The 11,588-nt window shown below is 70.3% G+C and carries 9 protein-coding genes; 3 read left to right on the forward strand and 6 right to left on the reverse strand.

From position 1 onward, the window contains the following. Nucleotides 1-3: 3 nt before the first annotated feature. Together B0W88_RS12615 and B0W88_RS12620 are read left to right on the forward strand one after the other, a co-directional pair. Entirely contained in the window at nucleotides 4-1,410 is a 1,407-nt protein-coding gene (locus B0W88_RS12615; protein WP_077035009.1) for an aspartate aminotransferase family protein, read from the forward strand. Next, entirely contained in the window at nucleotides 1,407-2,900 is a 1,494-nt protein-coding gene (locus B0W88_RS12620) for an aldehyde dehydrogenase (RefSeq protein ID WP_077035010.1), read from the forward strand. Before B0W88_RS12615 ends, B0W88_RS12620 begins: the two co-directional genes overlap by 4 nt. Here B0W88_RS12620 and leuD read toward each other — a convergent pair. The 6 genes from leuD to B0W88_RS12650 all read right to left on the reverse strand — a co-directional run bounded on the left by leuD (nucleotide 2,887) and on the right by B0W88_RS12650 (nucleotide 9,257). Further along, nucleotides 2,887-3,540 (reverse strand): 3-isopropylmalate dehydratase small subunit, encoded by a 654-nt coding sequence (gene leuD, locus B0W88_RS12625; protein WP_077035011.1) that lies wholly within the window; start codon nucleotides 3,538-3,540, stop codon nucleotides 2,887-2,889. The genes B0W88_RS12620 and leuD overlap by 14 nt on opposite strands. Next, nucleotides 3,537-4,946 carry a 3-isopropylmalate dehydratase large subunit gene (leuC, locus tag B0W88_RS12630; RefSeq protein ID WP_077035012.1) on the reverse strand — a complete coding sequence of 470 codons (1,410 nt, stop codon included), beginning with the start codon at nucleotides 4,944-4,946 and terminating at the stop codon, nucleotides 3,537-3,539. Before leuC ends, leuD begins: the two co-directional genes overlap by 4 nt. After that, nucleotides 4,943-5,848: an alpha/beta fold hydrolase gene (locus tag B0W88_RS12635; RefSeq protein ID WP_077035013.1), complete on the reverse strand. Its 906-nt coding sequence runs from the start codon at nucleotides 5,846-5,848 to the stop codon at nucleotides 4,943-4,945. Before B0W88_RS12635 ends, leuC begins: the two co-directional genes overlap by 4 nt. A gap of 12 nt (nucleotides 5,849-5,860) precedes the next feature. Further along, nucleotides 5,861-7,153 (reverse strand): FAD-binding oxidoreductase, encoded by a 1,293-nt coding sequence (locus B0W88_RS12640; RefSeq protein WP_077035014.1) that lies wholly within the window; start codon nucleotides 7,151-7,153, stop codon nucleotides 5,861-5,863. Then, nucleotides 7,150-8,265 carry a M14 family metallopeptidase gene (locus B0W88_RS12645; RefSeq protein ID WP_077035015.1) on the reverse strand — a complete coding sequence of 372 codons (1,116 nt, stop codon included), beginning with the start codon at nucleotides 8,263-8,265 and terminating at the stop codon, nucleotides 7,150-7,152. Before B0W88_RS12645 ends, B0W88_RS12640 begins: the two co-directional genes overlap by 4 nt. Nucleotides 8,266-8,330: 65 nt before the next feature. Next, complete coding sequence (locus B0W88_RS12650) at nucleotides 8,331-9,257, reverse strand: helix-turn-helix domain-containing protein (protein WP_077035016.1); 927 nt, start codon at nucleotides 9,255-9,257, stop codon at nucleotides 8,331-8,333. A gap of 110 nt (nucleotides 9,258-9,367) precedes the next feature. Here B0W88_RS12650 and B0W88_RS12655 point away from each other — a divergent pair, with 110 nt between their 5' ends. After that, a complete protein-coding gene (locus tag B0W88_RS12655) occupies nucleotides 9,368-11,563 on the forward strand; it encodes a TonB-dependent receptor (protein WP_077035017.1) in 2,196 nt (731 codons plus the stop codon). Nucleotides 11,564-11,588: the final 25 nt, after the last annotated feature.

An 11,588-nucleotide genomic window follows, 5' to 3' on the forward strand; every position in this document is an offset into this window, starting at 1 on the left:
GCCATGAACCATCACAGCTTCACCCAACACGGCACGCGCGGCACCGCCGACTGGCAGCGCGCCGACGCCGCCCACTTCCTCCACCCCTTCACCGACCCCAAGGGCCTCGCCGCCAAGGGCGCGCGCATCATCGAACGGGCCGAGAACATCTACCTCTGGGACAGCGAGGGCCACAAGATCCTCGACGCGATGAGCGGCCTGTGGTGCGTGAATGTCGGCTACGGGCAGCAGGCGCTGGTCGACGCCGCCACGCAGCAGCTGCAGCAGCTGCCCTTCTACAACGCCTTCTTCCAGACCAGCACGCCGCCAGCGATCGAGCTGGCCGAGCTGCTCGCCGAGATCACGCCGCCGCAGTTCCAGCACGTCTTCTTCACCGGCTCGGGTTCCGAAGGCAACGACACCGTCGTGCGCATGGTGCGCCGCTACTGGGATCTTGTCGGCCAGCCGGAGCGCAAGGTCATCATCGGGCGCGTCAACGGCTACCACGGCTCCACCATGGCCGGCGCCTCGCTGGGCGGGATGAGCGGCATGCATGCGCAGGGCGGCCTGCCGATCCCCGACATCACGCACATCGAGCAGCCGCATGCCTTCGAGAACGGCACGGGCATGGACCGCGAGGCCTTCGGCCTGAAGGCGGCGCGCTGGCTGGAGGAGAAGATCCTGGCCATCGGCCCCGGCCGCGTGGCCGCCTTCATCGGCGAGCCGGTGCAGGGCGCGGGCGGCGTGATCGTGCCGCCAGCCAGCTACTGGCCCGAGATCCAGCGCATCTGCGACAAGTACGGCATCCTGCTGGTCAGCGATGAAGTGATCTGCGGCTTCGGCCGCACCGGCCACTGGTTCGGCTGCGAGACGCTGGGCTTCAAGCCGGACCTGATGACCTTCGCCAAGGGCGTCAGCTCCGGCTATGTCCCGCTGGGCGGCGTGATGGTGGGCGGGCGTGTGGCGCAGGCGCTGATCGAGCTCGGCGGCGAGTTCAACCACGGCTTCACCTACTCCGGCCACCCGGTGGCCTGCGCCGTGGCCCTCGCCAATATCAAGCTGATCCGCGAGCTGGACCTGGTGGGCCGGGTGCGGCGCACGACCGGCCCCCACCTGGCCGCGCGCTTCGCCGAGCTGAACGATCATCCGCTGGTGGGCGAGACGCAGACCTGCGGGATGATGGGCGCGGTCCAGCTCGTCAAGGACAAGGCCACCGGCGAGAGCTTCGCCGGCGCGCTGGAGGTGGGCATGCTGTGCCGGGCCCACTGCTTCGGCAACGGGCTGATCATGCGCGCCGTCGGCGACCGCATGATCGTCGCACCGCCGCTGGTGATGGACTGCGCGCAGATCGACGAGATGATGGTGCTGATCCGCCGCTGCCTGGACCTGACGCTGGTGGAGCTGAAGCAGAAAGGCCTGTTCGCATCATGAGCAGCATCGACTGGCACGCCCGGGCCCTGACGCTGAAGATCGACGGCCGCGCGCTGATCGCCGGCCGGCGCGTGCAGGGCCTGCGCGGCGAGACCTTCGAGAACCGCTCCCCGATCGACGGCCGCCTGCTGGGCACGGTCACGCGCGGCAGCGCCGAAGACATCGATCTCGCCGTCGCCAGCGCCCGCGCGGCCTTTGCCGACGGGCGCTGGGCCGCGCGCGCGCCGGCCGAGCGCAAGCAGGTCCTGCTGCGCTTCGCCGAACTGATGCTCGCCGCCCGCGAGGAGCTGGCGCTGCTGGAGACGCTGGACATGGGCAAGCCCATCCGGTACGCGCTCGGCGTGGACGTGCCGGCGGCGGCGCGCTGCATCGCCTGGTACGCCGAGGCCATCGACAAGGTCTATGACGAGATCGCTCCCACGGCCGGCAACGCGCTGGCCCTGATCCGGCGCGAGGCCATGGGCGTGATCGGCGTGGTCGTGCCCTGGAACTACCCGATGATCATGGCCGCCTGGAAGCTCGGGCCGGCGCTGGCCACCGGCAATTCCGTCGTGCTCAAGCCCAGCGAGAAGTCGCCGCTGAGCGCGCTGCGCCTGGCCGAGCTGGCGCTGGAAGCCGGCCTGCCCGAGGGCGTGTTCAACGTCGTGCCCGGCTTCGGCCACGAGGCCGGCGAGGCGCTGGCGCTGCATGCCGACGTGGACGCCATCGGCTTCACCGGCTCCACCCGCGTCGGCCGCAAGATGCTCGAATACGCCGGCCGCTCCAACCTCAAGCGGGTCTACAACGAGCTGGGCGGCAAGTCGGCCTTCCTGGTCTTCCCCGAGGTCGACGAGCTCCGGCGCGCCGCGCAGACCGTGGCCGGCGCGATGTTCTTCAACCAGGGCGAGAGCTGCAACGCGCCCTCGCGCGTGCTGGTCCACGACAGCATTGCCGACGAGTTCGTGTCGATGATTGCGGCCGAGGCGCCGAAGTACGCCCCCGCCGATCCGCTGGACGCCGGCACCGTGATGGGCGCGCTGGTCGACGAGGGCCAGATGCGCTCGGTGCTCGGCCACATCGAGGCTGGCGCCGCCGAGGGGGCTCGCCTGCTCACCGGCGGCCGGCAGGCCCGCGTCGAGAGCGGCGGCTGCTTCGTCGAGCCCACGGTGTTCGATGGTGTCACCAATACGATGAAGATTGCCCGCGAGGAGATCTTCGGCCCGGTGCTGTCGGTGCTGCGCTTCAAGGACGAGGCCGACGCCATCGCCCAGGCCAATGACAGCCCCTACGGCCTGCAGGCCAGCGTCTGGAGCAGCCACATCGACCGCGCCCATCGCGTGGCGCAGGCGCTGCGGGCCGGCACGGTGCACGTGAACCAGTACGACGAGGACGACATCACCGTGCCCTTCGGCGGCTTCAAGCAATCGGGCAACGGGCGCGACAAGTCGCTGCACGCCCTCGACAAGTACACCGAGCTGAAGACGACCTGGCTGCGGATCAACGCGGCGTGACTTCCGCGTTGGCCAGCCGCTGCCGCACCGTGCGGGCCACGTCCTTCAGCCAGGGCTGGGCGGCCCAGTGCGTGCGGGCGAAGGCCTCGATCTCCGGCGCATGGGTCAGCGAGGCGCCGATCATGTCCAGGCCTTCGAGCAGCATGCGCTGGTGGCGCGGCGAGAGGCTGAAGGGCAGGGCCGCGCCGGCCGGCGAGCGCAGGGTCAGGTCTTGCAGGTCCACCGTCAGCGCCAGCGGCCTGCCGCCGGCCTCGTCCATCAGCGCGCGCACCTGGGCCTCGGGCAGCATCACCGCGAGCAGGCCGTTGTTCATCGCGTTGGAATAGAAGATCTCGCCGAAGCTGGACGCGACCACGGCCTCGATGCCGTACTGCTGCAGGCCCCACACCGCATGCTCGCGGCTGGAGCCGCAGCCGAAGTTCGGCCCCGCGATCAGGATGCGGGTGCCGGCGAAGGCCGGCTGGTTCAGCACGAAGTCCGCGCGGGGGCTGCCGTCGCCGTGGAAGCGCAGGTCCCACAGCAGGCCCTTGTCCAGCCCGGCCTTGTCGATGCCGCGCAGGAACTGCTTGGGCATGATCTGGTCGGTGTCCAGGTTGGCGGTGGCGATCACCGCGGCGGTGCCTTCTATTTTGGTCTTCATGCTTCTTCGACTCCTGCGAAGGTCCGGACATCGGTGATGCAGCCGGCCAGCGCGGCCGCCGCGGCCATGGCCGGGCTCATCAGGTGCGTGATCGCGCCGCGTCCCTGGCGGCCTTCGAAATTGCGGTTGGTGGTCGAGGCGCAGCGCTGGCCGGGCTGCAGCACGTCGTCGTTCATCGCCAGGCACATCGAGCAGCCGGGGCGGCGCCATTCGAAGCCGGCGTCGATGAATGCCTGGGCCAGGCCCTCGGCCTCCGCCTGCGCCTTCACCGCGCCGGAGCCCGGCACGACCATCGCGCGCACGCCCGCCGCCACCCGCCCGCCGCGGACGATCCGCGCCGCGGCGCGCAGGTCCTCGATCCGCGCATTGGTGCAGGAGCCGATGAACACATGCTGCACCGCCAGGCCCTGCATCGGCGTGCCGGCCGCCAGCCCGGTGTACTGCATCGCGCGCTCGATGCTGGCGCTATCGGGCCCTGTCGCGTCGGGCACGGTGCCGTCGACCGGAATCGCCTGGTCGGGGCTCGTGCCCCAGCTGACATAAGGCGCAAGTTCAGCGGCGTCGAAACGGTGCTCGACCTGGAAGGCCGCATCGGCATCGCTGTGCAGCGTGGCCCAGTGCGCCAGCGCCGCATCGCGCACGTCGCCGGCGATGTCCGGCGCGCGGGCCAGCACGTAGTCGACGGCCTTGCGGTCCGGCGCGATCAGCGCGCCGCGCGCGCCGGCTTCGACCGCCATATTGCAGAGCGTGAAGCGCGCCTCGATCGAGAGGGCCTCGATCGCCTCGCCGCAGAACTCCACCGCGAAGCCGCGTGCCCCCTGGGCGCCGATGCGGCTGATGATCATCAGGATCAGGTCCTTGGAGGTCGTGCCGAAGGGCAGGCGGCCGTCCACGCGGATGCGCATGTCCTGCGCGAGCCGGTAGACCAGGGTCTGCGTGGCCAGCACATGCTCGACCTCGGAGGTGCCGATGCCGAAGCCCAGCGCGCCCAGGGCGCCGTAGGTCGTCGTGTGGCTGTCCCCGCAGATGACGACCATGCCCGGGCGGATCATGCCGTGCTCGGGCGCGATGATGTGCTCGATGCCCTGCAGCGCATCGTTGGTGTCGAACAGCGCGATGCCGTGGCGCTCGCAGTTGCGCTTCAGGTTGCTGGCCTGCAGGGCCGAGGCGGGATCGTGGATCACGCGGTGCGCCACCGCGTGGGTGGGGATGATGTGGCTCACCGTCGCGACGTTCTGGCCGGGCATCGCCACGCCGCGGCCCTGTTCATGCAGCCCGGCGAAGGCCTGCGGGCTGGTGTACTCGTTCATCAGGTGCAGGTCGCAGAACAGCAGCACGTTCTGCGTGTCCAGGCGCGCCACCGTGTGGGCGTCGACCAGCTTCTGGTAGAGCGTTCTCGCGTTCATGGCTGGGCTCCTTCGGTGCCGAGAAAGGGCTGGATCCGCTCGAGCAGGAGCGCCGGCGCTTCCTCGGCGATGTAGTGCCCGCAGGGCAGGGCCTCGCCGCTCACGTCGGTGGCGATGCGGCGCCATTCCTCCAGCGGCTTGAAGCAGGTGTTCACGACGCCCTGTGCGCCCCAGAGCACCAGCGTGGGCGTGTGCAGCAGGCGGCCGGCGTCGAGGTCGGCGCGGTCGTGCTCAAGGTCGATGCCGGCGGCGGCGCGGTAGTCCTCGCAGATGCCGTGGGCGGCGCCGGGCAGGGCCATGCAGCGCTCGTACTCGGCCAGGGCCGGGGCGGAGAACGGGGCGAGGCCGGCGCTGCGGCGGCCGATCACCTCGCGCACATAGGCGGCCGGGTCCGCCTCGATCAGGCGCTCGGGCAGCGGCGCCGGCTGGATCAGCAGGAACCAGTGCCAGTAGGCGGTGGCGAAGGCGCGCGAAGTCTGCTCGTACATGGCCAGGGTCGGCGCGATGTCCAGCAGCACCAGGCGGCCCACGCGCTGCGGATGGTCCATCGCCAGCCGGTGCGCCACGCGGGCGCCGCGGTCATGGGCCAGCACGTCGAAGCGCTCGAAGCCCAGCGCCTGCATCAGGCGGACCTGGTCCCGCGCCATCACGCGCTTGCTGTAGTTGGAGTGGTCGGGCAGGCCGGCCGGCTTGGACGAATCGCCATAACCCCGAAGATCAGCGAGCACCAGCCGGTGCGTGCGTGCCAGCACGGGCGCGACCTTGTGCCAGATCGCCCGCGTCTGCGGATGGCCGGCGAGCAGCAGCAGCGGCGCGCCGGTGCCGCCGACCAGGGCGTCGATGCGCACGCCCTCGTCGACCTCCACGCCGATGCGCTCGAAGCCGGGGAACAGCTCAGTCATGCGAATCCTTCTTCAAATGGGCAGCGCGTCACGCAGACGATACCAAGCCATGCCCAGCACCAGGGCCGGCGTGCGCAGGAGCGGGCCGCCGGGGAAGGCGCGATGCTTCAGGCGGGCGAAGACGTCGAAGCGGCTTGCGTCGCCGGCCATCGCCTCGGCGACCAGCCGGCCCGCCATGCCGGTCAGCGCCACGCCGTGGCCGGAGAAGCCCTGCAGGTAGTAGACCTTGCCGCCCAGGCGGCCGAAGTCCGGCGCGCGGTTCATCGTCACGTCCACGAAGCCGCCCCAGGCATGGGCCACCCGTGCCGAGGCCAGCTGCGGGAACACCGCCACCATCCGCCGGCGGATGCTCTCGGCCATGTGCCTGGGGGTGATGGCGCTGTAGCTGGCGCGGCCGCCGAAGATCAGCCGGTCGTCGCGCGAGGGGCGGAAGTAGTCCAGCACGAAGTTGTTGTCGCAGACCGCAGAGCGCGAGGGAATCAGCGCCTCGACGACGCCGGGTTCCAGCCGCTCGGTGGCGATGATGTAGGTGCCGACCGGCATGATGCGGCGGGCCAGCGCGGGCGCCAGGCCTTGCAGATAGACGTTGCCGGCCAGCAGCACCTGGCCCGCGCGCACGGTGGCGCCGCCCGCGCAGCGCAGGACCGGCCTCTCGCCCTGTTCCAGCGCCGTGACGGCCGTGTGCTCATGGATCGTCACGCCCAGCGAGCGGGCGGCGCGCGCCAGGCCCAGCACGTACTTGAGCGGATGCAGGTGGCCGGAGCGCGGGTCGTGCACGGCGCCCGCGTAGCGCGGGCTAGCGATCCACTGGTCGATCTCCGCCGCGGCCACGCGCCGCATCGAATAGCCATAGTGCCGCTCCAGGTGATCGGCCGAGGCCTGCAGCGCGCGGTCCTTGGCGGCGTTGACGGCCACGCCGAGATAGCCGTCCTGCCAGTCGCAGTCGATCGCGAAGCGGGCGCAGCGCTCGTGGATCAGCTCGATCGCCTCGATGCTCATGTCGAAGACGCGGCGCGCGTCGGCCTGGCCCAGCTGCGCCTCGATCGTCAGCGGATCGCAGGCCAGGCCGTGAATGACCTGACCCCCGTTGCGCCCGCTGGCGCCGCCGCCGACCTCGCGGGCTTCCAGCACCGTCACCTTGAAGCCGCGCCCGGCCAGCTCGATGGCGGCGGACAGGCCCGCAAAACCGGCACCGACGATGGCGACATCGCACTGCACATCGGTCCGCAGCGGCGCGTGATGCTCGGTGCGCGGCGCGCTGCGTGCGTACCAGCAGTCGCGGCCGAGTTCCTCGTCGGCCCTCATGCGCCGGCGTCAGCGACCAGGGCCTCGCGGGCCCGCCGGCACAGCGCCGTGCCCTCGCGGATCACCGAGCTGCGCCAGGCCGGGTCCGAAGGAATGAAGGCCTCGCGATATTCGGCGCGCGCGCGGCGCAGCGCCTCGCTGTCCTGCTGCTGCCGGCGCATCCAGGCGCTGGCCAGGTGGGCGCGCTGCATGCGGCGTCGCTCCAGCGTGCCGAATTCGACCGCCACGGCCGAGACCTCGCAAGCCGCCTCGGCGCCGGCGAAGGCGTCGATCATCAGGCCCTGGTAGCTGGCCAGCGCCGCGTGGGTGGAGCCCTTGCCGCTGAGCGCCTCGTCGCCCCACACCTGGCGCGCGCGCTCGCGGCCGAAGGAGCCGGGCGGGTCGACGTTGATGATGAAGGGCTGGCCGTAGGGGCCGATGCCGGTATGCAGGTCGACCAGCAGGCAGCGCCTGGCGCCGCCCAGGTGGCGGGCCAGCAGCTGCCGCAGCGCGAGGTTGGAGCACTCCGCCTGCCGGCCGCCGTAGAAGACGCCGTCCGGCTCCAGGTACTGCCCGCCGTTGAAGGCGTCGGAGAAGGCCTTCTCGCCCTCGCGGGCCCGGAAGGCGTCCATCGCCGCGAAGGCGCGCGCGATCTCGGCCTCGTTCCAGTCCGCCAGCATCAGCTGCGGATGCAGCTCGGCATAGCCCTGGTTGGGCGCGGGCAGCGCCGGGTAGGGCAGGAAGTTGCGGTTCAGGTCCACATTGTTCTCGGTGCCGCGCTGCCAGTGCGCGAAGCCCCAGGGGTTGACCGCATGGATCAGCAGCAGGGCCGTGCCGGCGGGCAGCGGGTCCGGTGCCTGTCCGTCGAGCCAGGCCGTTAGCACGGCCGAGCCGGCATAGCCCTCGATGCCGTGGGTACCGCAGGTGATCACCAGCAGGGAGCTCGCCGCCGGATCGCCGAAGCGGGCTGCGTCCATCCACAACGCTTCGCCGTCCGGGCCGGTGCCGGGATGCCGCTGGCTGTCGATCTGCGCGCCGCGCGCGGTGGCGGCGCGCAGCCAGGCGTGGCGGGCGTCCGTGTAGCGGGGCGCGAAGCCGTGCGCGTCGAGGGAATAGGGCTGCTCGTTCGTCATCGTGGAACGAATGCTAGGCGCGTGCCCGGCCTGCAGCCATAGCCGTCATGGCATAGGGAGCGACCCTAGTCCGCTTCTTTGGGCCCCTGATAGCGCACCAGCGGATCCTGGTCGCTCTCCGGATCGGCGAAAGGGATGCACTGGATGAAGAGCGAGAACAGCTCGGCCTGCGAGCCGGTCTCGAGCTTGCGGTGGATGCTCTTGCGCTGGTTGCGGATCGTGCCCTCGGCCGTGTGCAGGCGCACCGCCGTCTGCTCGGAGGAGTAGCCGCTGAGCATGTAGAACAGCACCTCGCGTTCACGCTTGGTCAGCAGGGATGCGCCGAAGTTGGCCATCGTGCTCTCGACCTTGCGGTGCACCAGGCGGTCGACCTCGTCGTGCGCGGGCGGCGCGGCGATCTCGTGGTGCCGGCGCATGACGGCGAAGAGCAGCGGCAGCACGTGGCGCACCAGGGCCAGCTCGGCCTCGCCGAAGGGCGGCGTGCCCTCCTCGCGGCCGAGGCAGAAGCTCATGGTGCTGCGCGCGTCGATGCGCCACAGCACGTCGATCGTGTCCACCAGGCGCGTGTTGCGGAAGAAGCACTCGTAGAACTCGCTGCGGTAGAAGTCGTCGGGCACGTAGCTGGCCATCGCATAGGCGCCGTCGGCCTGGCCGCGCTGGATCATCTGGTAGACGGGATCCAGCACATAGGGCCCGTCGATGTACACCGCCTCGCGCGCGCCGCGCTTGCGGGCCGCGTCCGCCTGGACGCAGACATACTGAGGCCGCTGGTCGGCGGCGTAGTGCAGCGCGATGCCGACCTCCGCGTCGATCAGCGCGCGCATGAAGCTCACGGCGGCCGGGTAGAACTCGGGCTGGCCGACGTGGCCGCCCAGCGCCGCCACCTGCTCGATGCCCTCGGCGTCCAGCGCGAGGGCGAAGCGGGTGCGCCGGCGCCCCACGGCGGCGCTGCCGCTGCTGTCCTTGTTGTTTTTTGTCGGGTTCTTGTTCAAGTCTTAGCCGTCTCGGGATATTTCAGTTCGTCGGGGCCCTTCATAGCATGAGGCCATGCATCGCGGCGCCCCCCGCCCCGACGTCCACATTCATCATGGAGAAGAGATTCATGGCCATCAGCAAGACGGTGTCCCGCCAACGCCCCAGCGAGCTCTTTCAATGGTCGGTGCTCGCCGCGGGGATTGCCATCGGGTTTTGCGCCAAGGCGCAGGCCCCGGCAACGGAGGCGGTGCAGCTGGACCGCGTGGAAGTCACCTCGGGCAAGCGCAAGCAGCTGCAGAGCGAAGTGGCCGGTACCGTCACGGCGCTGAGCGGCGCCAAGCTGGAACAGCTCGGCGTGCAGGACGCCGAAGACCTGTTCAAGCTCAGCCCCGGCGTCCAGTTCAACAAGGGCAATGCCGACGGCGCGCTCTACAGCATCCGCGGCATCGGCACCAACACGGTGTCCGACAACGTCATCTTCGGCCAGGCCTCGACCGGCATCTACATCGAGGACGTGCCCTTCACCGACCCGTATGTCTACATCTCCTCGCCCGACGTCGCGCCCTTCGACCTGGAGCGGGTGGAGATACTGCGCGGGCCGCAGGGGGCGCTCTACGGCTCGGCCTCGCTGGGCGGCGCGGTGCGCTACCTGTTCGCCAAGCCCGACATGAAGCAGACGCACTTCAGCGTGCTGACGGGCTTCTCCAGCGTGTCGGGCGGCGGCACGGGCAACACGCTCAATGCGATGGCCAACGTGCCGCTGTCCGAAGGCGTGGCGGCGCTGCGCGTGGTGCTGACCCACCGCAGCGACCCGGGCTATGTCGACAACCTCGGCACCGGACGCAAGGACGTCAACACCGGCCGCTCCGATTCGGTGCGCGTCATCCTGGCCCTGAAGCCCACGCCTGCGCTGGACGTCACGGCGATGTACGTGCGCCAGCGCAGCCGCCAGGACGGCGATGCCGGCGTGGCCCCGGACCCCGACCAGCTGAAGCTCAACGCGCCCACCGACAACGTCGTCAAGTCGAACTTCGACCTCGGCAGCGTGCAGGCGAACTGGGACCTGGGCGGCCTGCGCCTGACCTCGCTGACCGGCTACCAGACCAAGCAGCGCGACCAGAACAGCGACCTCAGCTACTTCCTGGTGCCCGACTACACGCTCTACAGCGGCGACGGCCCCTATCCCGACGTGCACAGCTCGACCAGCGTCGAGCGGCGCCACTCCAACTCCTTCACCCAGGAACTGCGGCTGGCGCCGGTGACGGCGGGCGACCTGAGCTGGCTGGTCGGCGCCTTCCACCAGAAGGCCCGCTTCTACCGCAGCCAGACGGTGCTGATCCCCGGCGCCAACGATCCGGTGAACTATCCGGACGACATCTACTTCGACACCGTGCGCCTGGGCACCGCGACCGAGAACTCGGTGTTCGGCGACCTGGACTGGAAGGTCACGCCGAAGTGGTCCGTCGGCGCCGGCGCGCGCTTCTTCCACACCCAGGTGCAGTTCCAGCGCTCGAACTTCGGCTCGCCCTTCACCCCGTTTGCCGACAGCGAGAAGGGCACGACGCCCAAGCTCAGCACCCGCTACCAGTTCAGCCCCGAGGTGGCGGCCTATGCCACGGCATCGCGCGGCTACCGCTACGGCGGCATCAACACGATCGGCTCGATCCCGTACAAGTCCGACTCGCTGTGGAACTACGAGGCCGGCCTGCGCCTGCGGCCCTCGCGCGAGCTGTCGCTGGACCTCAGCGTCTTCACGCTGGACTGGAAGAACATCCAGGTCTCCACCAGCAACGACCAGGGCTTCGTCATCATCTCCAACGTGGCCAGGGCCCGCTCCAACGGCCTGGAGGCGACGCTCGCCTGGCGCCCGCTGGCGGACTTCAGCCTGAACGGCTCGCTCGCCTATACCGACGCGAAGATCAAGGCCGGCTTCGTCTCCGCCAACGGCCGCGATGTGGACGCCGGCACCTCGCTGCCCGGCGTGGCCAAGCTGCAGGGCACGCTGGACGGCCGCTACACCTTCGCCGGCCCCGCGGGCAGCGACGCCACCGCGTCGGCGGTGCTGCAGCACGTCGGCGCGCGCCGCGCGCAGCTGGATGCCGACATGCGCCTGCCGGCCTACACGACCGTGGACCTGCGCCTGGCCTTCGCCTGGACGAAGTGGGAAGTCACGGCCTATGTGCAGAACCTGGCCGACAGCCGCGGCCAGTCCTCGGCGGCCGTCAATTACTCGACCTACCAGAACCCGGGCGCGGTCAACTACGTGGAGTGGTACCCGATCCGCCCGCGCACGATCGGCATGAGCCTGCGCTATGACTATTGAAGGACAGTTGATGCCCCCTCCCGCC

It is taken from the genome of Pelomonas sp. KK5, assembly GCF_001984095.1.
GTDB lineage: Bacteria > Pseudomonadota > Gammaproteobacteria > Burkholderiales > Burkholderiaceae_C > KK5.

What these genes read in the sequence shown, in the direction of transcription:
- B0W88_RS12615 (WP_077035009.1), top strand. Translation starts at nt 4, where the DNA reads ATGAACCATCACAGCTTCACCCAACACGGCACGCGCGGCACCGCCGAC.
- B0W88_RS12620 (WP_077035010.1), top strand. Translation starts at nt 1,407, where the DNA reads ATGAGCAGCATCGACTGGCACGCCCGGGCCCTGACGCTGAAGATCGAC.
- leuD (WP_077035011.1), bottom strand. Translation starts at nt 3,540, where the DNA reads ATGAAGACCAAAATAGAAGGCACCGCCGCGGTGATCGCCACCGCCAAC.
- leuC (WP_077035012.1), bottom strand. Translation starts at nt 4,946, where the DNA reads ATGAACGCGAGAACGCTCTACCAGAAGCTGGTCGACGCCCACACGGTG.
- B0W88_RS12635 (WP_077035013.1), bottom strand. Translation starts at nt 5,848, where the DNA reads ATGACTGAGCTGTTCCCCGGCTTCGAGCGCATCGGCGTGGAGGTCGAC.
- B0W88_RS12640 (WP_077035014.1), bottom strand. Translation starts at nt 7,153, where the DNA reads ATGAGGGCCGACGAGGAACTCGGCCGCGACTGCTGGTACGCACGCAGC.
- B0W88_RS12645 (WP_077035015.1), bottom strand. Translation starts at nt 8,265, where the DNA reads ATGACGAACGAGCAGCCCTATTCCCTCGACGCGCACGGCTTCGCGCCC.
- B0W88_RS12655 (WP_077035017.1), top strand. Translation starts at nt 9,368, where the DNA reads ATGGCCATCAGCAAGACGGTGTCCCGCCAACGCCCCAGCGAGCTCTTT.